At 72.1% G+C, this 24,138-nt stretch carries 16 protein-coding genes; 9 read left to right on the top strand and 7 right to left on the bottom strand.

What is annotated here, in order from left to right:
* The first annotated feature begins 2 nt into the window (after positions 1–2).
* Positions 3–1,556, top strand: a complete 1,554-nt coding sequence (locus WMF43_RS21455; RefSeq protein WP_437682861.1) for a protein kinase domain-containing protein — start codon at positions 3–5, stop codon at positions 1,554–1,556.
* Positions 1,557–1,614: 58 nt separating this feature from the next.
* Here WMF43_RS21455 and WMF43_RS21460 read toward each other — a convergent pair whose 3' ends face one another.
* The gene (locus tag WMF43_RS21460) at positions 1,615–4,431 is read right to left on the bottom strand and encodes a dynamin family protein (protein WP_437682863.1); all 2,817 of its coding nucleotides are present in this window, start codon (positions 4,429–4,431) and stop codon (positions 1,615–1,617) included.
* A gap of 825 nt (positions 4,432–5,256) precedes the next feature.
* Here WMF43_RS21460 and WMF43_RS21465 point away from each other — a divergent pair.
* The 4 genes from WMF43_RS21465 to WMF43_RS21480 all read left to right on the top strand — a co-directional run bounded on the left by WMF43_RS21465 (position 5,257) and on the right by WMF43_RS21480 (position 13,522).
* Positions 5,257–6,513, top strand: coding sequence for an AAA family ATPase (locus WMF43_RS21465; protein ID WP_437682865.1), 1,257 nt, complete (start codon positions 5,257–5,259; stop codon positions 6,511–6,513).
* On the top strand, positions 6,510–7,103 hold the full coding sequence (locus WMF43_RS21470; protein ID WP_437682866.1) for a hypothetical protein: 594 nt from the start codon (positions 6,510–6,512) through the stop codon (positions 7,101–7,103). The genes WMF43_RS21465 and WMF43_RS21470 overlap by 4 nt, the downstream gene beginning before the upstream one ends.
* 154 nt (positions 7,104–7,257) lie before the next feature.
* The gene (locus tag WMF43_RS21475; protein WP_437682868.1) at positions 7,258–12,909 is read left to right on the top strand and encodes a pentapeptide repeat-containing protein; all 5,652 of its coding nucleotides are present in this window, start codon (positions 7,258–7,260) and stop codon (positions 12,907–12,909) included.
* A 25-nt stretch (positions 12,910–12,934) separates the two neighbouring features.
* Complete coding sequence (locus WMF43_RS21480; protein ID WP_437682869.1) at positions 12,935–13,522, top strand: Uma2 family endonuclease; 588 nt, start codon at positions 12,935–12,937, stop codon at positions 13,520–13,522.
* 46 nt (positions 13,523–13,568) lie between these two features.
* Here WMF43_RS21480 and bla read toward each other — a convergent pair whose 3' ends face one another.
* The 3 genes from bla to WMF43_RS21495 form a co-directional block, all read right to left on the bottom strand.
* On the bottom strand, positions 13,569–14,558 hold the full coding sequence (gene bla / locus WMF43_RS21485; protein ID WP_437682871.1) for a class A beta-lactamase: 990 nt from the start codon (positions 14,556–14,558) through the stop codon (positions 13,569–13,571).
* A gap of 67 nt (positions 14,559–14,625) precedes the next feature.
* Entirely contained in the window at positions 14,626–15,837 is a 1,212-nt protein-coding gene (locus WMF43_RS21490) for a matrixin family metalloprotease (protein ID WP_437682873.1), read from the bottom strand.
* A 1-nt stretch (position 15,838) separates the two neighbouring features.
* On the bottom strand, positions 15,839–16,411 hold the full coding sequence (locus WMF43_RS21495) for a hypothetical protein (protein ID WP_437682875.1): 573 nt from the start codon (positions 16,409–16,411) through the stop codon (positions 15,839–15,841).
* A gap of 325 nt (positions 16,412–16,736) precedes the next feature.
* On the opposite strand from WMF43_RS21495, the gene WMF43_RS21500 reads away from it, so the two are divergent.
* The 3 genes from WMF43_RS21500 (at position 16,737) to WMF43_RS21510 (ending at position 18,625) form a co-directional block, all read left to right on the top strand.
* A complete protein-coding gene (locus WMF43_RS21500) occupies positions 16,737–17,273 on the top strand; it encodes an RBBP9/YdeN family alpha/beta hydrolase (protein ID WP_437682877.1) in 537 nt (178 codons plus the stop codon).
* A 71-nt stretch (positions 17,274–17,344) separates the two neighbouring features.
* A complete protein-coding gene (locus WMF43_RS21505; protein WP_437682879.1) occupies positions 17,345–18,139 on the top strand; it encodes a helix-turn-helix domain-containing protein in 795 nt (264 codons plus the stop codon).
* A 24-nt stretch (positions 18,140–18,163) separates the two neighbouring features.
* Complete coding sequence (locus WMF43_RS21510) at positions 18,164–18,625, top strand: DoxX family protein (protein WP_437682881.1); 462 nt, start codon at positions 18,164–18,166, stop codon at positions 18,623–18,625.
* 52 nt (positions 18,626–18,677) lie between these two features.
* Here WMF43_RS21510 and WMF43_RS21515 read toward each other — a convergent pair whose 3' ends face one another.
* From WMF43_RS21515 to WMF43_RS21525, 3 genes are read right to left on the bottom strand one after another with little or no spacing between them, the layout of a single operon-like run.
* Positions 18,678–19,535 (bottom strand): class I SAM-dependent methyltransferase, encoded by an 858-nt coding sequence (locus WMF43_RS21515; RefSeq protein ID WP_437682883.1) that lies wholly within the window; start codon positions 19,533–19,535, stop codon positions 18,678–18,680.
* 14 nt (positions 19,536–19,549) lie between these two features.
* A complete protein-coding gene (locus WMF43_RS21520; RefSeq protein WP_437682885.1) occupies positions 19,550–19,903 on the bottom strand; it encodes a VOC family protein in 354 nt (117 codons plus the stop codon).
* The gene (locus WMF43_RS21525; protein ID WP_437682887.1) at positions 19,893–20,060 is read right to left on the bottom strand and encodes a ribbon-helix-helix protein, CopG family; all 168 of its coding nucleotides are present in this window, start codon (positions 20,058–20,060) and stop codon (positions 19,893–19,895) included. The genes WMF43_RS21520 and WMF43_RS21525 overlap by 11 nt, the downstream gene beginning before the upstream one ends.
* Positions 20,061–20,252: 192 nt before the next feature.
* Between WMF43_RS21525 and WMF43_RS21530 the strand changes: the two genes are divergently transcribed.
* On the top strand, positions 20,253–24,134 hold the full coding sequence (locus tag WMF43_RS21530; protein ID WP_437682888.1) for a TIR domain-containing protein: 3,882 nt from the start codon (positions 20,253–20,255) through the stop codon (positions 24,132–24,134).
* The last annotated feature ends 4 nt before the right edge of the window (positions 24,135–24,138 follow it).

Raw genomic sequence — 24,138 nt, forward strand, 5'->3', positions numbered from 1 at the left:
TCATGAGCGCGGGCCCGCAACACATCGGCCGGACGATCGCGGGGCGCTTCCGCATCACGCAGCTCATCGGCGAGGGCGCCATGGCGGCGGTCTACCGCGGCGTGCAGGACGCCGAGCCGCGCGACGTCGCCATCAAGATCATGCACCCGCAGCTCCTCGGCGACGCCACGTTCGTGAGCCGCTTCCGCCGAGAGGCGAGGGCCGCGGCGCGCCTCCACCACCCGAACACGGTGCACATCGTCGACTCGGGGGTGGAGGGGCACCTGCCGTACATCGTGATGGAGCTCGTCTCGGGGCAGGATCTGTTCGATCTCCTGCTCGCCGAGCGCCGCCTCTCCGAGGCGCGCGCCGCGCGGATCATGATCGGCATCGCCGACGCGCTCGTCGCCGCGCACGAGCGGGGCATCGTGCACCGCGACCTCAAGCCCGAGAACGTGATGATCCTGCGCGACCCCTCGGATCCGTCGGCGGAGCGCGTGAAGGTGCTCGACTTCGGGATCGCGAAGATCGTGGAGGGGGGCACCCGGGCCGGCGACGAGGGGCCGAGCAGCGCGCCGCCGAGCAGCGTCTGGGGCTCGACGCTCACCACGGTGGGCGTCGTCGTCGGCACCCCGGCGTACATGTCCCCGGAGCAGTGCCGGGGCGACGCCGTCGACGGGCGTAGCGACGTGTACGCGTGCGGCGTCCTGCTCTTCCTGCTCGTCACCGGCCGGCTCCCCTTCCCGCCGACGGCGGTCGCGTGGGAGGTGGCGATGGATCACCTCCGCAAGCCGCCGCCCGCGCCGAGCCTGTTCCTGCCGCAGATCCACCCCGGCCTGGAGGCGACGATCCTCACCGCGCTCGCGAAGTGGCCGAACCAGCGGCAGGAGAGCGCGCTCGAGCTGCGGAAGGAGCTGGAGCGGCTCCTGCCCGAGCTTTCGGACGTGGTGCACCCCTCCGCGGCGCCCAGCGCGCTGGAGGACGCGCCGACCATCGAGTCGCCGATGCCGGTGTCGATCCGGAGCACCATGACGGCGGCGCCGCCGCTCCGCGACGTCGACCTGCCGCCGCCGGCGCAGCGCGGTGAGCGGCTGGCCCTGGCCTCGTTCCGCTCCGACACGCTGACGCACGCGCCGTCGTCGAGCGCGCTCCCGTCGCGCGCGGCGATGCTGCCCGGCGACGATCCCGAGCTCGTCGCGCCGCCCGCGGGGGCGCGGGAGGACTTCGCGCGCACGCTCCCGCAGGCGCGGAGCAGCCATCCCCCGCAGCGGAGCAGCATGCCGTCGAGCGATCCGCCGTCGAGCGACCTCGTGGTCCACGATCGCAAGGACTTCGCGCCGCTCTTCGCCGCCGCGCCGGCCCCCCGGCGTGGCGCGGCGCAGGCGTCCGGAGCGCACGGGGCCGCCGCGCACCAGGCCCCCGGGGCCGAGGGCGCGTGGGCCGGCGCGCCGCCCGTCCCGCGGGCGCGACGGGCGGCCGCGCACCTGACCGACATGTGGCTCGCCCGGCTCGTGGTGCCGCTGGCGATCGTGATCGGGCTGGCGCTCGGGGTGCTCGCGTTCTTCCTGAGCCGTTGAGGCGGGCGCGGGCGAGCTGCCGGTCGAAGGGTCGGCGGCGGGCCTGCGCCCGCCGCGGTCACGCGCCCTCTCGCGCCGCGGGCGCCTCGAAGGCGGCCCGGAGCCCGAGCGCGCGCTGCTCGACCGCGGCCGACGCCGGCGCCGGCACCGGCGCCTCGGCCTCGGCGGACAGCGCCATCGCGAAGGCGTCGATCGCGGCCTCGACCACGCCCGCGATCGAGCGCGCCGCGAGCTCGTCCGGCGCCTCGTGCACCGCCACCATGCCCATCAGGACCGCGCGCACCTGGGCCGCCGCGCGCGGAGGCGGCTCGGCGGCGGGCGCCGCGGCGCCGCGCGTGTCCTCCGCGACGTCGCGCACGCCGCGCACGCCGCGCGCGCCGCCGGCTGCGGCGTCGCCGCTCGCCTCGGCCGCTGCCCTCGCGATCTCGACCGAGAGCGGAGAGCTCAGCCGCGTGACGAGCCGCTCCTGGACGTAGGCGCGGATCCCGGGGTCCGTGCGCTTGCGCTCCTCGGGCAGCGCCGCGATCGGGCGCAGGTCGGCCGCGAGCTCGCGGCGCGCGGGCTCTAGCGCCTTGTCGATGACGGCGGCGATGTTCCGCCGCTCGCGGCGCAGGTACGCCGCGCTCGCCCGGAGCCGATCGGCCGCCGCGCGCGCCCGGCGCACGGCCTCGCGGTCCTCGGCGGCGCGCGCGGAGGCCGCCTCGGCGAGCTCCGCGGCGATGCGGCCCGCCTTGCGCCGGAGCGCGCGCTCGCGGAGCGCGTCGCTCGCGTCGACGATCTGCTCGGCGAAGAGCGCCTCGACCTCGGCCCAGCCCGAGGCCGCGAGCGCCGCCTCGTCGCCGAGCCGCCCCTTCAGCGAGAGCCGCGCCGAGAAGGCGATCGGGGGCGTCAGCGAGGTGATGGCGCTCGCGGCGAGGCTGTCGCGCACGTGCGCGAGCACCGTCTCCAGGGCGTCGGGCTTCAGGCGATCCGCCTTGTTCGCCAGGATCTGCACCGGGACGCCGAGCGCGCTGATCTCGGCGAGCACCCGCCGCTCCGACTCCTTCATCGCCTGCGGCGCGTCGAGCAGCCAGACGGCGACGTGGGCCTCGTCGAACGCGCGCCGCGCCTCGGCGATGTGATCCGGGTCGGGCGCGTTGAAGCCGGGCGTGTCGAGGATCTCGACGCGCTTCAGCCGCTCGATGGGCGCGTAGATGTAGACGCGCGAGACCTTCGAGCCCGCCGCCGAGAGCGCCCGGAGCGTGTCCTTCAGGGCAGCGTGCGGCACGACGCGGTCCTGGCCGCCGCGCACCACGATGCGCGCGAACGGATCGGGCGCCCAGGCGACCCAGTGGAGCGTCGCCGTGGTCGGCAGCACGCCGGTCGGCGCGACGTCCTCGCCGAGCAGCGCGTTCAGGAACGTGCTCTTGCCCGCGTTGAACTCGCCGACCACGGCGGCCCGGAGCGGCCGCTCGCGCTCGACGGCGAGGGCCTCGGTCGCCGCGAGCAGGTCGAGCCGATCGAGGAGCTTGGCCGTGCGCGCGAGCTCGCGCAGCACCTCGCCCCAGGCGGCGACCCCCGCGCGCGGCGTGGACGACGACGCGGACGGCGTGGACGACGACGCGGACGGCGTGGACGACGACGCGGACGGCGCGGCGCGCGGCTCGGAGGACGCGGCGCGCGGCTCGGCCGCGTCCTCCGGCGGCGGGAGCCACGCGCGCACGATGGAGCGGCGGATGTCCTCCGCCCACGCCGCGCCCTCGCCGGTCACGGCGTCGAGCGCGTCGAGCGCCCTCGCCGCGCCGTCCGCGCCGCCCGCCTGCGCGAGCGCCGCGGCGTCGCGCAGGCGGACGAGGTCCGGCGGCAGGAGCGGCGCGCTCGCCGCTCCGGCGCCGGCCTCGGAGGCGCGCGCGGCGAGCGCGTCGAGCGCGCCGAGGTCGCGCGTCTCGACGGCCATGCGGAGCAGCGCCGCCGCCGCCGCGCGGTCGCCCGCGGAGAGCCCGCGCGCGAGCGCCTGCCGCGCGTCGTCGCGCCGCCCTTCGGCGAAGGCGAACGCGGCGGCCCAGGTCGGCTCGTCGAGCGCGCCCGCGGCGCGGACGACGCGGCGCACGCGATCGACGACGAGCACGTCGCGCGAGGCCGCGACGAGGGCGGCGCAGAGCTCCGCGGCGCCGGGGACGTCGAGCACGAGCGCCCGGAGCCCGAGATCGAGCACCCGCGCCACGTCCGCGGGCGGCAGCGCCGCCGTGGAGCCCGCCGCGGCGCTCGCCTCCGCGAGCGTGAGCCGGGCGAGGACGAGCGCGGCGCGCCCGTCGGCGGCGCCGGGCTGACCGAGGATCTCCGCGGCGGCGCGCGCGCCGTCGAGGTCGCCGTACGCGAGCGCGCACTCGGCGCGGCGGAGGGCGACGTCGCGGTCGGGCGCCGAGGAGAGCGGCGCCGGGATGCGGTCGAGCCAGCGCTGCGCGCGGGCCGGGTCGCCCGCGGCGAGGTCGAGGTCGCAGAGGTCGAGCAGCGCGAGGCGGGCCGCGTCGCGCTCCTCCGGCGCCGCCGCGGCCCGCTCGAGCGCGCTCCGCGCGCCGTCCCAGCCGGTGCGCTGCCCGGCGCGCCCGAGGCGGAGCCACACGTCGGCGCGCCACGGCACGCGCTTCGAGAGCTCGGACAGCGCGGTGACGACCTCGTGGTCGAGCCACGCCTCCTCCGCGGCGTCGGCCCAGAGCGCGAGCCCGACGGCCGAGTCGGGCAGGATCGAGAGGATGGTGCGCGCGTGCTCGCGGGCCTCGAGCGGCATGTCCTTCGCGAGCGCGGCCTCGGCGGCGCTGCGCTCGTTCTCCAGGCCGAGCGCGATGATCTCGACCCGCCCGAAGAATCGGTTGAGCGCCTCGACGAGCCTCGCCATGGGCGGGATGAAATCCCCGCGGGAGGGCGGTCGTCCAAGGAAAAACGAAGGCAGGTGGCGACCGCCGCCGGGCGGGGCGGCGGAAGGAGCGCCGGGGGCGGCGGGGACAGCCCGGCGGGGGCACGGAGGGTCGCGACCGTGAACGAGCTCGTCACGGGCGGGTGCAGAGGCGGCGATCTGGGACGGAGCGCCATTTCCAAGGGGTGCCCAGGTCGCGACCTAGTCCGGGAGCTGGAAAGGAGCGCCGGTCTAGGTCGCGACCTGGGCCGAAGGCTGGAAAGGAGCGCCGGTCGAGGTCGCGGCCTGGGCCGGAGGCTGGAAAGGAGCGCCAGTCTAGGTCGCGACCTGGGCCGGAGGCTGGAAAGGAGCGCCGGTCTAGGTCGCGACCTGGGCCGGAGGCTGGAAAGGAGCGCCGGTCTAGGTCGCGACCTGGGCCGGAGGCTGGAAAGGAGCGCCGGTCTAGGCCGCGACCTGGGCCGGAGGCTGGAAAGGAGCGCCGGTCTAGGCCGCGACCTGGGCCGAAGGCTGGAAAGGAGCGCCGGTCTAGGCCGCGACCTGGGCCGAAGGCTGGAAAGGAGCGCCGGTCTAGGCCGCGACCTGGGCCGAAGGCTGGAAAGGAGCGCCGGTCTAGGCCGCGACCTCGGTAGGGGGCTGAGAACGACCACGCGGTCAGGTCGCCACGTCCCTGGTCCAGCGGTCGGCTGCGGCAGCTGGCAACGCGACCGGAGGCGCCGGCAACGGACTGATGGGCAGCGACAAAAGGTACGCCACCCCCACACGCATGGGGTACTACGAAGGCGCCGTGGACCCCACCACGCGGGCTCGATGACGACCGCCATGCCAGGCAACCGGATCGCTGAGATTTACGTGAAGGGGCTGCGCTCGCTCGCCGATGTGCGGCTTCAGCTTGACGGTCTCACCGTCCTCATCGGGGATAACGGCAGCGGCAAGAGCAGCCTGATCGAGGCATGCGAGCTGCTACAGCGCGCCGCCAGCGAGAGCTTCTATGAGGATTTGAACAAGATTCACGGCGGCGTCGGGAGCCTGCTTCGCGTCGGCGCACAGTACCTGGAGCTTGGAATGGCCGTCGCGCCTGATGATCCATTCTACCACCGGGTCGAGTATGCGTTAACGCTCAACAGGAGCGGATCCGTCGTCGAGGAGCGACTCGACGCACTCAAGTGGGACGACGACGAGGGCACCGACAAGCGCGTACGCGTGCTCTCGACGCACGATGATGACGACTTCGATAGCTTCTTGAAATTCCTCACAGACTCGAGCGATGGCACGTACATCGAGAGGAAGTTCGATCCGAAGCGGACGGCGCTCTCCTCGTTCGGCGAGTTCCCGCCGCATCGCTTCATAAGAGATGTGCGCGCCGCGCTCCGCACCATCGACGTCCACCTGCCGTTCGACACCACGGCGCGCTGGGTGCAGCGCTCGCGCGGCCAGCCTTCGCCCTTGCGCGGCGCGGCGACCGTCGAGCCGGCGGAGGCGCTGTCGCGCTTCGGAGCCAACCTCCCGAACGCATGGAGCGCGCTCAAGAACGATTTTTCCGAGGCGCACTGGCGGGAGACAATGGACTACGTCCGTCTGGGCCTCGGTCCCGACGTCGAGTCCGTCAACGTGCGCGCCGATCCAGGCGGCGGCTCGATCGCCCTGCGGCTCAAGTACGCCGGTCTCGACGACCAGATCTCCTCGTTCGCGATCTCCGACGGCACGCTCGCGTACCTCGCGTTCGTGGCCCTCTACCGGCTGAACACGAAGAAGAGCCTCATCGCCTTCAACGAGCCCGAGACTCACCTGCACCCCGAGCTGCTCCAGCGCGTGCTCGGGTTCTTCGAGGCCATGGCGAAGGATCGGCCCGTGCTGCTCGCGACGCACTCCGACCGGCTGCTCGACGGCCTGTCTGACCCTGCTCGTTCGGTCGTCCTCTGCGAGCTCGATGAGCGCCGCACTACGAGGCTCGTCCGCCCGGACCCGGAGGCGCTGCGGGACTGGCTCTCCGAGTACCGTGGGCTCGGTGACGTGCGGGGAGCCGGGCACGCGGCCTCCATCCTGACGCGGCGGGAGGGAGAGTGACCCCGTTCGCGGTGATGCTGTACGAGGATCAGCGAGGCCCGGAGAAGGAGTTCGGCCTCCACAACCTCGTCGTCGCCTGCGTGGCCGACGACGCCGGCGAAGACTTCTTCGCGCTTCGAAGGAAGCTCGACGGTCGGCCGATGAAGGGGGTGCAGAACCTGCTCCGGAGCTGCCGGAGGGACATCCGCCGGTTGAGCTCGAAGGGCCAGCAGGTCTTTGCGATCATCGACAACGACGCCATCCGCCACCAGCTCAAGCATGAGGGGGTAGCGGAGGACGCCGAAGATGCCGCGGTGGTGCGCGTCATCAAGGAGAAGTGCGACGCCCCGGAGAGGCTTCACGTCTTCCTGCTGAAGGAGAACACTGAGACCGTTGTCGAGGCTGCCGAGCATTGCGACAAGGGCCTCCCGAGGTCGCTCGTGACCCAGGCGCTCCAGAAGGACGTCAACGCGCGCGACGCGATCTTCAACAGGATCGCATGGCAGTCGGAGCGCGCCGCGCGCGATTGCATCCGACAGCGCGTGGAGGCGATCCTGGAGCTCGTCAAGGCGCTGACGGCGCTCGTGCGCGGAGGCGACCGCAGCACCTGATCTCAGGCCGGCCGTGGGGCTGCGTTCACATCAGCAGCGCCGGGGTACGCAGGGAGCTCGCATGCGCTGCGTGTCGCGCCGTCGAGAGGCCGCGGTGGGCATTCGAGGCTGACAGGCCGCGCAACGGCGCGCGCGTGTTTGTTAGAGTGGCAGCGTGCCGGCGGACATCCTCAGGGGGCGCGTCGACGCGCTGATCGCAACCGCGCTGGAGGACGAGCTCGAGGCGGTGCTCGCGCTCGGCGAAGGCGACCGGGACGGCTGGCAGGAGGCGCGCGATCGCGGCGGGTTTCCATACCACCTGCGCGAGATCCCGAACGACCGCGGCGAGCCGCTCCGCGTCGCCGCGGCGTGGACGGGGCGCACGGGCGAGAGCGCGGCGGCGGCGAGGGCGCAGGCGCTCGTCGACGCGCTCGATCCTGGGTGCCTCGCCGTGTGCGGCGTCTGCGCCGGCAGGCGCGGCGAGGTATCGCTCGGCGACCTCATCCTCGCCGATCGCGTCTACGTCTGCGACGAGGGCGAGCGCGGCGACGCCCGCGGCGAGGGCGCCGGCGGGACGCTCCGCGAGATCGGCACCTACGACCTCGAGAAGACGTGGGGCCTCGACGTCGTGCGCTTCGTGACCGAGTTCGAGCGTGCGACGGCGCTCGCCCACGAGCGCCCGCCGTCGAGGCTGTCGCAGGCGTGGTGGCTCCGTCACGCCCTCTACGCGAGCCAGCTGGAGGGAGGTCCGCCGCCCGTCGCGCACCCCGAGCGGGCCCGGCGTTGCCCGGGCTGGGCCGAGCGCATCGGCGAGCTGGAGGCGCAGGGGGTGCTCCGGATCGGCGACGGCGGCCTCGAGCTCACAGAGGTGGGGATCGCGCAGGTCCGTCGGGATCGCGTGGTCCACCCCGACGGCCCGCCGCCGGCGCGCCCGCTGCGCGTGCACATCGGCCCGATCGCGACGGCCAGGGCGGCGCCGGACGATCCCCGGCTGCTCGAGCGGCTGAGGTCGAGCGGGCGGAAGGTGCTCGGCGTCGAGCTGGCGTCGGCGGCGATCGGCCACGTCGCGGCGCGCCTCGGGCGGCGCTCGATCGTCGCGAAGGCCGTCTCGGACCACGGCGACCGCGACCGGGACGACGACGTCCACGCCTTCGCGTGCCGCGCCTCTGCGGAGCTCCTCGTCGCGTTCCTGCGGCGCTACCTGCACCCTGGGCGCGCCGAGCACGCCGAGCTCACGGAGCGAAGCGGGCGAATGCGCCGCTTTCCAGCCCGCGCGCGGGGCGGCCGCGTGGATCAGCACGGCGACGACATCCTCCTGCCGGGCGAGGGGCGCAGCGACGACTTCCTCTCGCGCGTCGAGCGCGTGTGCCGGCTGCGCGAGCCCGAGGGCGTCGAGATCGAGTGGTTCGACGCTCCCCTCCCCTTCGGCTGCTACCTGCGCGTGTCGGTCAACGAGGGCGGCATCGTCCGGATGGAGCCGCTCGCGGCGCTCGAGAGCGGCATCTCGACCGAGGCGGTCACGCTCTTCCTGGACACGATCGACGCCTCCTACCGGCACCAGGATCCCCTCCTCGTGTCCACGCTCGTCTACGGCGGCGAGCCCGCGCCGGAGGAGCTCGTCCGTTACGCCGGCGCGCGGCGCGTGCGCCTCGTGCGGTTCCTCGAGTACCAGGGCCTCATCGACTTCCGCGGCTACCTCTCGTGGCAGAACGCGCGCCTGGAGCGGGACCTCACCTACCCGCCGGCGCTCTACGTCGACCAGCGGATCGCGATCACCGTGGGCCAGGAGGAGGCGCCGCGCGAGCGCGCGCTCGACGCGTTCGCCGAGCTGCTCGACTCGGAGCACAGCCGGTTCGTGCTGGTGCTCGGCGATTTCGGCACGGGCAAGACGTTCCTCCTGCACGAGCTCGCGCGGCGGATGGGCAAGGCGGGCGGCCCGCTGACGCCGGTGCTCATCGAGATGCGCGCGCTGGAGAAGGCGCGCGACCTGAACGCGCTCATCGCGCAGCACCTCGCGCTCGCCGGGATGGGCAAGATCGATCTCCCCGCCTTCCGGCACATGCTCGCCGAGGGCCGCGTCGCGCTGCTCTTCGACGGCTTCGACGAGCTCGCGTTCCGCGTGACGTACGACCGCGCGGTCGAGCACTTCGACACGCTGATCCAGGCGGCGCAGGGCAAGGCGGCGAAGGTCGTGGTCACGAGCCGGAGCCAGCATTTCATCTCGGAGCAGCAGGTCCGGTCGGCGCTCGCGGAGAAGGCCGCGCTCCTGCCCGGCTACCGGCTCGCGCGGCTCTTGCCGTTCACCGAGCCGCAGATCCGAAGGTTCCTGGTGAACCGGCTCGGCGGCGAGGAGGCCGCCGGCGCGCGCATGCAGCTGCTCGCGGACGTGAGGGACCTGCTCGGCCTGTCGGCGAACCCGCGGATGCTGGGGTTCATCGCGGAGATCGAGGAGGCGCAGCTCCGGCAGGCGAAGGCGGGCGACGGGGAGATCACCTCGGCGGGGCTGTACAAGCTGCTCCTGGATCGGTGGCTCGTCTGGGAGTACGAGCGCGCCCACCCGAAGGGCGCGCAGCCGGGGCTGTCGGTGGCGCAGCGGTGGCGGGCGGTGACGGAGCTCGCGCTCAGGCTGTGGCGTCGGACGGAGCAGAGCGTGAATGTCCGCGAGCTGCCGGCGGATCTGATTGCGGCGCTGCAGGCGCTCGGCAAACACGAGCTCGACGTGGGGGTGACGGCGCACCAGATCGGCTCGGGGACGCTGCTCGTGTGGGACGATCAGGAGAACTTCCGGTTCATCCACCAGTCGGTGCTCGAGTGGCTGGTCGCGCGGGAGGCCGCGGACGAGGTGCGTCGCGCCGGCGAGGCGGCGGCGCTCGCGCAGCGGGAGGTGAGCGATCTGATGGCCGACTTCTTCGGGGCGCTCGCGGGGCGGGAGGCGGCGGAGGGGTGGGTACGGGCGGCGCTCGGCGGGGCGTGGGGGGCGGTGGCCGCGGCGAACGCGCTGCGGATCGACGGGCGGATGGGGCTCGGCGTGCGCGAGCGGATGAACCTCGCGGGGGCGGACCTGCGGGGGCAGGATCTCTCGGGGAAGGACCTCAGCGGGTGCGAGTTGCAGGGGGCGGACCTGCGGGAAGCGAAGCTCGTCGGCGCCAACCTGAGCGGGGCGCAGATGGCGGGGGCGCTGCTCGACGGGGCGGACCTGACGGGGGCGAAGCTCGGCGGGGCGGATCTGAGGGGGGCGACGGCGGTCAGGGCGCGATTCCTGGGCGCCGATCTGACGAGAGCGAAGCTCGCCTCGGCGAAGCTGCGCGGGGCGAAGCTCGTGGGCGCGCGAGGCGCGCGGTTCGACAGGTGCGACACGTTCGGCGCGGCGATGCCGGAAGCGGCGAGGTTCGAGCCGACCTGGGTACAAGGCAGCCGAGGCAACGCCGTGGCGATCAGCCCCGATGGAACCCTGCTCGCATCCGCGCACGCCAGCTGGATCGTCCTGTGGGACATGGCGACAGGGACCGCGCTGCGCCGGTTCAACGGCCACGCCGACTGGGTCACGAGCATCGCCTTCAGCCGTGACGGCGATACCCTCGCTTCCGGCTCCGAAGATTTCACCGTCCGGCTCTGGGACGTAGCCACTGGCAACGTGCTCTGCGTGCTCAAGGGCCACACGAGCTACGTGACCAGCGTGGCGTTCAGCCGTGATGGTGAGATGCTCGCCTCCGGCTCTTCTGACGCCACCGTCCGGCTCTGGCAGGTCGCCACCTTCGGGCCGCTGAGGGTGCTGCGAGGTCACCTGAAGGCGGTGATGACCGTGGCGTTCAGCCCTGACGGCGAGATGGTCGCCTCAGGCAGTGAGGACACGAGCATCCGGCTCTGGAAGGCCTCGGCCGGCGACACGCTCCGGGAGCTGAACGGCCACCGGGGCGGCGTGCTCAGCGTCGCCTTCAGCCCCGGCGGCGAGGTGCTGGCTTCCGGATCCGCGGATGGCGACATCGGCCTCTGGCAGGTGACGACGGGCGAGGCGTCGTGCTGGGTGAAGCACCAGGCGCGGCACGTGACCAGCGTCGCGTTTAGCCATGGCGGCGCGGTGCTCGCCTCGGGCTCCGCGGACTGCACGGTGCGCTTGTGGCACCTCTCGACCGGGGGCGCAGCACACCTGAGGGGCTCGTCGTTGCTCGAGGGACATTCAGCCGCCGTGACCGGGGTGGCGTTCAGTCCTGACGACGCGACGCTCGCCTCTGCCTCGGGGGACAGGACGGTGCGGCTCTGGCAGGTCTCGACCGGCGCCGCCCTGCGCGCGCTGCAAGGGCACCCGAGCGTATTCATGGCAATGGCCCTAAGCAGCGATGGCGCGACACTCGCTCTGGGCTCCGACGACTCGGATATTCATCTCTGGCGGACGTCGACGTGGCGCGCCCTACCGCCGCTCAAGGGAGGCGGCATGTCCTTGGCGAGGCTAACCTTCAGCCCTGACAGCGCGACTCTGGCTTCCGCCGCGCCTGACCACACGATCCGGCTATGGAAGTTCGACGCCGGCGACTCCGGGCAGGTGCTGGAGGGGCACACCGATCACGTTACGAGCATTGCATTCAGCCCAGATGGGAGGACGCTCGTATCGGGCTCGTATGACAGAACGGTTCGGTTCTGGCGCACAGAGACGGGTACGCCGCTTCGCGTGCTGGCCGACCACGAGGCTGCTGTCAGGAGCGTGGCTTTCAGCCCTGACGGCACAATGTTGGCCGCAGGCTTCGGCGACCGGACCGTCCGACTCTGGAGCATGACTGACGAAGGAACGGCACGTGTGCTGGCCGGCCACGAGGATGCCGTCAGGAGTGTGGCTTTCAGCCCTGACGGCGCAATGTTGGCTTCGGGCTCCGACGACATGACCGTCCTGCTCTGGTCGCTCGTGGATCGCAGCAAGCCACGCGTGCTGCGCGGCCACGGCAGACCCGTGAAGAGTGTGACCTTCAGCCACGACGGCACATTGCTCGCGTCGGCGTCTGGTGACGGCAGCATTCGACTCTGGCACACGCCGACGGGCGACATCGCGCGGGTCCTTCATGGACACACAGATAAGGTCTGGGACGTTGCCTTCACACCGGACGGCTCAACGCTCCTCTCCAGCTCCACCGACAGCACCCTGCGCTTCTGGGATGTACGCACGGGCGCATGCCTCGCCGTGCTGCTCAAGCTCCCGGAAGGCTGGGTAGCCTTCCGCCCCGACGGGCGCTACAAGCTCGGCGGTAACGTCGCAGTGGGCTTCTGGCACTCCGTCAACCTCTGCCGCTTCGATCTCGGCGAGCTCGACGAGTTCGTGCCTGGCCTTCGCATTACGGACGATGAGCCGCTGCTTCCTGTGCAGAAGGACCCTTCGGCAGCCAGGCCCATCCGCCTCTTCTTCAGCTACTCTCACAAGGACGAGGCGCTCCGCGACGCGCTGGAGACCCACCTCGCCCTCCTCAAGCGCGAGGGCCTCCTCCAGAGCTGGCATGACCGCCGCATCGCCGCCGGTGACGCGTGGGCTGGCCAGATCGACGAGCACCTCCACGAGGCCGACGTGATCCTCCTCCTCGTGAGCGCCGACTTCCTGGCCTCCGATTACTGCTTCGACAGGGAGATGCGGCGCGCCCTGGAGCGCCATGACGCCGGTGAGGCCCGCGTCATCCCGGTGATCCTCCGGCAGACCGACTGGCACAGCGCGCCCTTCGCCAGGCTGCAGGCGCTCCCGAACGACGGCAAGCCGGTCACCTCCTGGCAGAACCCGGACGAAGCCTGGACCGAGGTGGCCAAGGGCATCCGGCGCGCGGTAGAGGCGCTTCGAAGCGGATCGGGGTAAGCTCCGCGCAATCCCGGAGCCCCCGATGAGCCTTGCCCGAAAGCTGGATCGCCCCGCGACGAAGGCGGACCTCGAAGCCCTGCCCGACACGATGCGCGGCGAGATCATCGATGGCGAGCTCTACGCCTTCCCTCGCCCGCGCGCTCCGCACGGGAGCCTCGAGACCAGCATCGCCGCCGACCTGCACGGCCCGTTTCAGAAGCGGCGCAACGGCCCGGGCGGCTGGTGGATCCTCGTCGAGCCAGGCATCGAGCTCGCGCGCGCCCCCGAGATCGCGCCGGACGTTGCGGGGTGGCGGCGCGAGCGGTTGCCTCGTTTGCCGCTGAAGGAGCCCATCCGCGTCGTCCCCGACTGGGTTTGCGAGGTCCTGTCTCCCCGGACGCGAGCTTACGACCTCATCGTGAAGCGGCGCTTCTACGCCGAGATCGGGGTGAGCTACCTGTGGTATGTTGACCCCGAGGCGAGATCGCTCGCGGTCAGCCGCCTCGTCGATGGAATGTGGCTCGAGCTCGGCGTCCACGGCCCGACGGAGCGCGTGCGCGCCGAGCCGTTCGAGGAGCTGGAGATCGATCTCTCCGTATGGTGGGAAGATCTGGAGCTCGAGGGCGACTGATCGCTTAGGGCGCCTCCCTCGCCGGCAGGGCGCCCCCCTCGCCGGCTCAGCCGAGGACCTCGGCGACGATCCGGGCGACCTCGGCGTGCGCGGCGTTCCGCGCGTCGGCGCTCGCCGACGGCGCGTCGACGTAACACGCGACGACGATCGGCGCGCGCGACGGAGGCCACGCGACCGCGACGTCGTTCGAGGCGCCGTTTTCGCCCGTCCCGGTCTTGTCGCCGACGACCCAGTCCTTCGGCAGGCCCGCACGGAGGCGGGCGAGGCCGGTGGTCGACCGGATCATCCACGCCTTGAGGAGGGCGCGCGACGCCTCGCGGAGGCCGCGATCGTCGACCAGGATGGCCCGGAGCGTGTCGGTCATGGCGTCGGGCGTCGTCGTGTCGCGGGGGTCGCCGGGGACGTTCGTGTTGAGGGTCGGCTCGTCGCGATCGAGGCGCGTCACCTGGTCGCCGAGGCTGCGGACGTAGGCGTTGAGGCCGGCGGGGCCGCCGATCTGCGCGAGGAGGAGGTTGGCGGCCGTGTTGTCGCTGGTCTCGACCGCGGCGGCGCAGAGCTCCTCGACGGTCAGGCTGCCCTCCGCGAGGCGGGCGCGCGTCACCGGCGCGTGCCCGAGGAGATCGGACTCGCGGTAGGTGACGCGGCGATCGAGCGTGAGTTTTCCCTGGTCGACGCGCGCGAGGACGCTCGCCGCGAGCAGCGCCTTGAAGGTGGAGCACATCGCGAAGCGCTCGGCGGCGCGGTGGCCGACCCGCGCGCCGGTCGCCGTGTCGAGGGCGGCCACGCCGAGCCGGCCGCCGAGCTGCGCCTCGACGCGCGCGAACGCCGGCGCGGCCTGCGCGCCAGGGCCGGCTGAGGTCGTTGGCGGGGCGGCGGCCGCAGCGGTCGGCGTCACCGGGGACGCCCCCGCCGAGCCTGCGCTCGCAGCCTCGGCTGCGGCGGGTCGAGGCGCTTGTGCACCTCCGCAGCCGAGGAGCAGGAGGGTGGCGGCTCCACCGAGGAAGCCGCGGCGTGATGAGCGAAGGGGATCTTGCATGCGGGCTGCGTACGCCCGCGGAGCGAAGCGCATTCCCGGAGGGGAAGGAATGCCCGCGGCCGGCCCCTCAGCGCCTGCGCCGTCGCGAGGCCAGCGCGCCGAGCACGCCGAGGAGCACGACCCCTCCGAGGTCGGCCGAACGCCCGTTCGTCGAGCACGCGCACCCGGAATCGCCGCCGGACTCCCCATCGCCGCCCGTCGGTGTGCCCCCGGTCGGGTCGGCGCCGCCCGCGCCGCCCGCGCCGCCCGCGCCGCCGCCCGACGCGGCCGACGAGCTCGTCGTCGCGCCCGTGGTCGGTCCGCCGCCGGTCGATGCGGTCGACGTGCTGCTCGCGCCCACTCCGCCCTCGCCGCCGCTGCCACCGCCGCCGCCGCCGCCATCGACGCCGGTGCACTCGGCGGTGCACTCCGACGAGCAGTCGTCGCAGAGGCATTCGATGATGCGGAAATAGATGGCTGCGCCCTCGGCGTACTCGCTCGCGCAGCGCTCCACGCACGCGTTGTCCGGGCACCCGTTGAGACAGCCGGCGAACGCGCGGCACGCGCCCGACGCGCCGCACTCGTCGTACCGCGACCTGCAGGCGTCCGCGAGGGCGCCGTTGGTGCAGCTATCGCAGCTGCCGCCGCCGCTGCCGCTGCCGCTGCTCGCGACCGAGGTCCCGCCGATGGGATACAGGGCGCACACGCCCTCGACGTCGTCGCTCTCGATGGTGCGCGTCGACGTCCCCGCGACGTAGTACGCGATCATCGTCGCCTCGCGGTCGTTCGAGTGGCCGAGGCCCAGGAAGTGCCCCTCTTCGTGGGTGGCGATCGACTGGGTGTCGACACAACCCCCGTTGCCGGTGTCGTTCCAGCAGAACCCGACGTTGTTGAAGACCATGTCGGCGTCCACGATGCCGCCGTCGAAACCCCAGGCCGGCATCGTGACGCCGATGACCGAGTTGACGTCGCCGAGCGCGGCCGGCCAGGACTGGCTGATCCAGTGGAAGACGTTCTTGCCGTCGTTGTAGTTGTAGCGATCGCCGGTGTCGCCGAGCAGGTTGACCCGCCATTCCGTACACCCGGCGTTCGACCACGCCTGGAACCCGGACTCGACCCGGTCGACGGCGAAGCCGGCGATCGAGCCCGGGATCGTCGAGCGGTTGATGTAGTAGCCGACGGGCAGCTCGCTCCAGCGGGGGACGCTGGGGTCGAGCGGCGTCCACGCGGCGGCCTCGCGGGCCGCGGCGAGGAGCGAGAAGGCGCCGAGCGAGGCGGCGAGGAAGACGCGGCGCCTCACGTCACTTCGCTCCCGCGATGCGGACCACGTCCGTCATGAGGCTCTCGATCGGCTCGACCTCCTCGGCGGGCACGTTGACTGGCACGAGCGCGCCCCCGCTCGGCCGGACGAGGTGCAGCCCCTCGAGGCTGCGCCGCGCCAGGCCCTTCGCGTCCACGTGATAGACCGACAGCGAGAGCGCCGTGAAGTGCCATCGCCCCTTGTCGCCCGGGCGCAGGAAGACGAGCGCGTCCTCCCCCGGCGAGAGCTTGGCGTCGCCGATCAGCCGCTGTGTCTTGCCCTTGTACGTCCCGCCGATCTGCTCCAGCACCATCATCTTCGCGCCCCCCTTGTCCGCCTCGCCCCCCTTGAGCGGCTGGGTGACCTTGAGCTCGGTGCGGGTCACGATCGACTTCCCGTCGTCGGACTCCGTCGTGTACGACTGGCCGACGGTCACGCGTGCGATCGTCGCCGACCGGCGCACGAGCTCCTCGCGCGAGAGCAGGACGGCCGTCGTCGCGTCGGCGGGCGTGCCGACGCCGAGCAGGGCGAAGGCGGCGGACAGGGAGAGCACTGCGCTCAAGCTTCTCTTCATGTCGGTGGCTCCTTATAAGACCATCTGTTCTATCCCGAAGCGCGCGCGGCGCGCCATACAGGAATCAGCGCGGCGTTCGTGCTCGCGGCGCCGCGACGCAGCACTCCTATCGTGACGGTGGATCATCACGCTGTGGCGCGACGGCACGCCGTCATCCGCGGATACGCCCGTCGCCGCGCGCGCGGCGACGCGCCGGAATTTATGCCACGTACGTAAGCGGCGCTATCGGTGGGCGCTTGAGCGTGAGACACTTCTCTCTATCGCCACTCTGCTCTCGGCGGCGCTCGGCCCCGGTGGCTCGTCTCCCAGAAAGGGCTTCTTCTCGATGCGGTCGCTGCTCATGGTCCCCGGCTACACCGGCTCCGGCCCTCGCCACTGGCAGACGCTCTGGGAGCAAAAGCTCTCTTCCGCGCGCCGCGTGGAGATGCCCGACTGGGATCACCCGGACCGGGACGCGTGGGTCGAGGCGCTCGATCGGGCGGTCGCCGGCGGCGCCGAGCCCCCGGTGCTGGTCGCGCACAGCTGCGGCGTGAGCACGGTGGTCCACTGGGCGGCCCAGGGCGCGCGGCCGGTGCGCGCCGCGCTGCTCGTCGCCCCGGCCGACACCGGGTCGCGGAGCTATCCGAGCGATGCGCTGACGTTCCATCCCCTGCCCGAGGTCGAGCTTCCGTTCCCCTCGATCGTCGTCGCGAGCTCGAACGACCCCTACTGCGCCCTGGAGCGCGCCGAAGCGCTCGCGCGGGCCTGGGGGAGCCGGCTCGTCAACCTGGGGGCCTGTGGGCACATCAACGTCGACGCCGGCTTCGGTCCCTGGCCTGAGGGCGAGCGGCTCCTCGCCGCGCTCGCGGGCGAGCCCCTCTGAGCCGTGTTTGGTCGTGATGCCGCGACTTCGTCGTTGGGCGACGAGGTACTGTCGCCCTAGAGTCCAGACCGATGCTCCTGCCGCCGCGACCAGCCCGCCTCGCCGCGCCTGCCGGCGCCGCGCGGCCGTGGCCCTCGGTGCTGGCCACGTGGGGCCCCGGAGAGCGGAGCGCGCTGCACGCCCACCACTGCTGGCACCTCGTGCTGGCGCTCGACGGCGAGCTCGGGGTCCGGACGGCCGAGGACGGCCCGTTCCAGGCGGGGGGCGCCGTGCTCACGGCCCCGGACGTCGCGCACGCGGTCGACGCGTCCGGCGCGCGTGTCCTGCTCGTGTTCGTCGAGCCGGAGAGCGACGTGGGCGACGCGCTCGCCGCGGCGCTCGGGGCGTCGCGGGTCGAGCTCGTGCCCCACGAGGCCGCGCAGCGGCTGCGGTCGCGCCTCGGCGCGCCTGCCGAGGTCGACCTCGCGGCGGCGCTGCCGGGGCTCTTCGAGGCGCTCGGCCTCGCGGTCGCCGCGCCGTCGCCGAGGCCGAGGCACCCGGGGATCAGGCGGGTGCTGCGCCATCTGCGGTCGGACGCCGCGGGCGCGGACACGTCGCTCGACGCCCTCGCGCGCGTCGCGCGGCTCTCGCCGGGGCGGTTCATGCACGCCTTCACGGAGGAGGTCGGCGTGCCGCTGCGCCCGTACCTCCTGTGGCTCAAGCTGGAGCGCGCCGGGGCGGCGATCGCCGGCGGCGCCACGCTCGCGGAGGCCGCGAGCGCGGCCGGCTTCGCGGACGCGGCGCACATGACCCGCACCTTCCGCCGGATGTTCGGGGTGAACCCCTCCGACCTGAGGCGCCGTAGCCAGTTGGTTCAAGACCGTTGAGGGGCGGACGGCCAGGGTGTGGACATGGCACCTCTGCTCGTTCTTGCGGTCTCGTTCGTGTTGCTCCTCGGTCTCGGGCGCCTCGGCGTCCGGCACCTCGCGAGCTGGGTAACGTGCTTGCGGTACGCCCTCGCGGCCATGTTCCTGCTGACGGCGTCGGCGCACTGGGGGAGCCGGCGCGCCGAGCTCGTGGCGATGGTCCCGCCGGCGCTGCCCTATCCAGAGCTCCTCGTGACGGCCACGGGGGTGCTCGAGATCGCGGGCGCGGCGGCGCTCCTCGTGCCGAGGCTCGCGCCGTGGGCGGCCGCGGGGCTGACGATCCTCCTCGTGGCGATGTTCCCTGCGAACGTGCACGCCGCGCGCGCGGGGCTCACCCTGGGCGGCAGCCCGGTGACGCCGCTCGTGCCGAGGACGTTGATCCAGATCGTGTTCCTCGCCGCGACGGTCGCGGTGGCGATCGGCGCCCGTGGGCGGAAGCGGAGGTGAAAGGTCGACACCCCCTGAGGAGATCGCGTCTTCGACTCGCCCGAATCGGATCCTACGTCGTCGCGACGAGCAGCTCTTCCCCGTTCGAGGACCGGAGGCCGTCGGTCCTTCCCGCGAAGTAGCGCTGGTTAAGGTCGGCGGCCGATACGTGCTGCGCGTCCTTGAAGCCGGCGCCGCGCGCGAGCGCCAGGATCTCCTCCGGCGTGAAGAGGCTGAGGAACGGCGTGCCGGCTGCTCGCGCTCCCTTGTGCGCCCACTCGGCGGCGGGGCGCACCTCGGGCTCGACGAGCTCGAGGGGCAGCATGAACGACATGGCCAGCGTGGAGCCCGAGGCGAGCGCCGCGATCTGGCGCAGCTTGGCGAGGTTCGCGTCCCTGGTGAGGTACATGCTGACGCCCGTGGACGCCACGATCGCCGGCTGGCTTGCATCGAAGCCGGCGCCGGCCAGCTCCTCCCAAAGGGAGGAGCCCGCCTCGAAGTCGACCGGCACGAGCCGCAGCCAGTCCGGGATGCCGAAGCCGAGCTCGATCAGGCGCCTGCGCTTCCAGGCCTGATGGCCAGGCTGGTCGACCTCGAAGATCCGAAGCCGAGAGGCGATCTCCGGCCGGCGCTGGGCAAACGTGTCCAGACCGGCTCCGAGGATGACGTACTGGCCGACGCCGTGGCCAGCCTGCTCCGCGACGAGATCGTCGATGAATCGAGCGCGGGCCACGATCGAGGCCCGGAAGCGGCTCGTGGCTTGCGGGTTCATGTCCGGACGCTGGCGCCAGCCGTCGTCCGGGGCCGCGAGCTTCAGGCCAACGTCGTCTTCGATGACGTGCGGCGGCGCGTCGAGCTGGACGTGCATGGCGCGCCACAGGGCCACACGCACCGCCGTGGCATCTGCCTCTGGAATTCGCTGCTCAGGCATGACGTTCCTCCCGTCTACTCCGCCGCCTGCAGCGGCGCTTGCACGCTGAGCGGCCGACCGTCGGGATCGGCGAGCAGCATCTCGAGCGCGGGCCAATGCTGCGGCTCGAACGGGCGAAGGACGGCGCCGGCGCTCGGCGGCGCGAACCGCGCGGCGTCGCCGACGGCGACCACCGGCAAGAGCTGCAGCGCGCGGTCGCGCGGCCGCTCGGCGACGAAGATGTAGGGCCCGCCGCGGGGGTGGCGCAGGCGGCCCGAGTGGTGGTCGGTCTCGAACTCGAGCTTGTAGCCAAGGCCCTGCCAGAACGCGACCGTCTTGCCCCAGTTGTGCGTCTCGATGAGCAGGCCTTCGATGCCGTCAGTCTCCATGCTTCCTCCGCTTGCGTCCGTGCTCGTCGAGGTACGCGCGCAGCGCGGCCGCCACGATCGCCGACAGCGACTGCTCGGTCTCGACCGCGTGGTGCTTGACCTCGCGAATCAGCTCGGTCGGCAGATACACGTTGAACTGCTTCACGTCGTCCGCCATGTGCACTAGATACTAGGATGCTAGCATGCTAGTGTCAAGACGATGCGCTGGGGGGGTTAGCGCCCGCCGGGCTGGGGTGCTCGCGACCGTCGCGCTCGGAAAGCGCGAGGCCGACGAGGTGCTGCCTGCGCTGCGCGCCGCGGTCGCGCTCGGCGGCGCCGGCGCGGCTGCCTCGTCTGTTAGACTGGCGCCGTGGCGGCAGACCTCATCGACTTCGGCATCGAGCGCAGCCGCCACGAGCACTTCTTCGGCCGAGAGGACGTGCTCGCGGCCGTCGATCGCCACCTCGACGGCGCGGGGGCGTCGAGCCGCTGGGTGCTCGTCACGGGCGGGCCCGGCATGGGCAAGAGCGCGATCCTCTCGCGATGGCTCGATCTGGAAGAGCAGCGCGGCCAGAGGGCGCCGCACCACTTCCTCCGGCGCGACGTGATGGACTGGGATCGCCCCGAGGCGGTCGCGCGCTCCCTGGCGGCGCAGATCGAGGCGCTCTATCCGGCGCAGAAGGACCCGGCGGCGAGGCCGGAGAGCCGGCTGATCGAGCTGCTCGCCAGGGTGTCGAAGCACGCACTCGTCCCCCGCGGAGGGCGGCTGGTGCTCGTCGTCGACGGCCTCGACGAGGCGCGGAGCGAGGGCGCCGGACAGAACCCGCTGCCGGGGTTCCTGCCCTACGCGCTGCCGCCGCGCGTGCACGTGCTCTGCGCCTCGCGCCCGCAGTACCCGCACCTCGGCTGGCTGGAGAGCCGCGGGAACGTGCGGCGCATCGATCTCGACGCCCCCGCGTGGGCGGGCTCGAACGAGCAGGCCTGCCGCGCCTTCTGGGCCGACCAGGCGCCCCGCTTCACGCCTCGGCTCGATCCGCGGCTCGTCGACGAAGCCGTCGCTCGGGCGCAGGGAAACCTGCTCTATGCGGTGAAGCTGCGGGAATGGCTCGAGGAGCAACCGGTCGAACAAAGGCGCGTCGAGCGCCTGCCGCGAGGGCTGAGCGGTTTTTTGGAGCAGATCTGGCAGCAGCTCCGGAGCCTGCCGCGCGAGCAGTTCAGGCTTGTCGCGAACGGGCTCGGGCTCATCTGCGCGGCGTTCGAAGCGCTGCCGATCGAGGAGATCGAGGCGGCGTGGGGGTGGAACGACGTGGAGGCCGGAGAGGACTTCCTCCGCGCAGCGCGGGCGCTGCTCCTCGAGGAGCCGGCTTCGTGGCGCGGCGCGCGGGCGTACCGGCCGTACCACGAGGCGTTTCGCGCGTTCGTCACGGAGAAGCTCGGACCGAAGCGCATGGCCGAGCTGCACCGGCGGCTGCTGGACACGACGGCGCGGTGGCCGGTGGCAGAGGGGGAGAGCGGGTTCCGGAGGCGTTATGCTGCACGCCACGCGTTCGCGCACGCGCTCGCGGCAGGCGAGCAGGAGAAGGTGCGGGTGCTCTGCCGGAACCTTGGGCTGCTGGAGGCGCTCTGCGGCGAGGATGGCCCGGCTGCGCTCGAGGATGCGCTGAGCCTCGGCGCGAAGGAGCTCGGGGACGGCGACGTCGACCTGCTGCATCGGGCGGTACGGGCCGAGTCGCACTGGCTCCGCGAGGCGCCAGGGGCGCTGCCGGAGCTGGTCTACAACCGGCTGCGCTCGGCCGGATGGGAGGCCGAGCGAATCGCGCGAGCGCTGCATTTCCCGCGCGGCGTGCCGAGGATCAGGCTGCGGCATCCGGTACGGATGTGGACCGGAGAGGAGCGCACGCTGTATGGCCACTCCGGTTGGGTCAATGCCTGCGCGCTGAGCCCGGATGGCCAGCGCATCGTCTCCGCCTCCGACGATACAACGCTCAAGGTTTGGGACCTCGCGACCGGCAACCTCCTCTCCACGCTCGAAGGACACTCCGCTGGGGTCAACGCCTGCGCGCTGAGCCCGGATGGCCAGCGCATCGTCTCCGCCTCCAGCGACAGGACGCTCAAGGTCTGGGACCTCGCGACCGGCAACATCCTCTCCGCGCTCGAAGGACACTCCTACTCGGTCAATGCCTGCGCGCTGAGCCCCGATGGCCAGCGCATCGTCTCCGCCTCCGGCGACAGGACGCTCAAGGTCTGGGACCTCGCGACCGGCAAGCTCCTCTCCACACTCGAAGGACACTCCGCTGGGGTCAACGCCTGCGCGCTGAGCCCCGATGGCCAGCGCATCGTCTCCGCCTCCGGCGACAGGACGCTCAAGGTCTGGGACCTCGCGACCGGCAAGCTCCTCTCCACACTCGAAGGACACTCCGCTGGGGTCAACGCCTGCGCGCTCAGCTCCGATGGCCAGCGCATCGTCTCCGCATCCAGCGATACGACGCTCAAGGTCTGGGACCTCGCGACCGGCAACATCCTCTCCACACTCGAAGGACACTCCGTTAGGGTCAGGGCCTGCGCGGTCAGCCCCGATGGCCAGCGCATCGTCTCCGCATCCAGCGATACGACGCTCAAGGTCTGGGACCTCGCGACCGGCAAGCTCCTCTCCACCCTCAAAGGACACTCCGGATGGGCCAACGCCTGCGCGCTGAGCCCGGATGGCCAGCGCATCGTCTCCGCCTCCCACGATGCGACGCTCAAGGTCTGGGACCTCGCGACCGGCAACCTCGCCTCCACCCTCGAAGGACACTCCGATTGGGTTAATGCCTGCGCGGTCAGCCCTGATGGCCAGCGCATCGTCTCCGCCTCCAGCGATAGGATGCTCAAGATCTGGGACCTCGCGACCGGCAAGCTCCTCTCCACTCTCAAAGGACACTCCCGTGGGGTCAGTGCCTGCGCGGTCAGCCCTGATGGCCAGCGCATCGTCTCCGCCTCCCACGATGCGACGCTCAAGGTCTGGGACCTCGCGACCGGCAAGCTCCTCTCCACACTCGAAGGACACTCCGCTGGGGTCCATGCCTGTGCGCTCAGCCCCGATGGCCACCGCATTGTCTCCGCCTCCAGCGATGGGACGCTCAAGGTCTGGGATCTCGCGACCGGCAAGCTCCTCTCCACCCTCGAAGGACACTCCGCCTGGGTCCATGCCTGCGCGCTCAGCCCCGATGGCCGGCGCATCGTCTCCGCCTCCCACGATACGACGCTCAAGGTCTGGGACCTCGTGAACGGCAAGCTCCTCTCCACCCTCGAAGGACACTCCGCTGGGGTCAACGCCTGCGTGCTCAGCCCCGATGGCCAGCGCATCGTCTCCGCCTCCGGCGATACGACGCTCAAGGTCTGGGACCTCGTGAACGGCAAGCTACTCTCCATCCTCGAAGGACACTCCGCTGGGGTCAACGCCTGCGTGCTCAGCCCCGATGGTCAGCGCATCGTCTCCGCCTCCGACGACACGACGCTCAAGGTCTGGGACCTCGTGAACGGCAAGCTCCTCTCCACCCTCGAAGGACACTCCGCCTGGGTCAACGCCTGCGCGATCAGCCCCGATGGGCAGCGCATCGTCTCCGCCTCTCACGATGCGACGCTCAAGGTCTGGGATACTTCGACAGGGGAATGCCTCGGTACCGTGCGCGGCGTCGGCCCCTTCTTAAGGGTGCTTGTATCACAACAGCTTCTCTGCGCAGGCGATGCAAACGGCAACCTCTGGGATCTCTATTTCACGGCCTTGAAACCTCAAGAGAAAGGCCTTCCTACGAAGGCGCCCATCCGTCTCTTCTTCAGCTACTCCCACAGGGATGAGGCCCTCCGCGACGAGCTGGAGATCCATCTCGCCCTCCTCAAACGCGAGGGTCTCCTCCAGGGCTGGCATGACCGCCGCATCGGCGCCGGCGCAGACTGGGCTGGCCAGATCGACAAGAACCTCGACGAAGCCGAGGTGATCCTCCTCCTGGTCAGCGCCGACTTCATCGCCTCGGATTACTGCTTCGACAAGGAGATGAAGCGCGCCCTCGCGCGCCACGACGCCGGTCAGGCCCGGGTCATCCCGGTCATCCTCCGGACGACCGACTGGCACAGCGCGCCGTTTGCCAAGCTCCAGGCGCTCCCGAAGGAGGCCAGGCCCGTCACGCTCTGGCAGGATCGCGACGAAGCGTGGACCGACGTGGCCCTCGGCATCCGGCGCGCCATTGAGGCGCTCCGAGGTCGCTCCGGGTAGCTCC

The organism is Sorangium sp. So ce131 (assembly GCF_051519095.1).
Classification (GTDB): domain Bacteria; phylum Myxococcota_A; class Polyangia; order Polyangiales; family Polyangiaceae; genus Sorangium.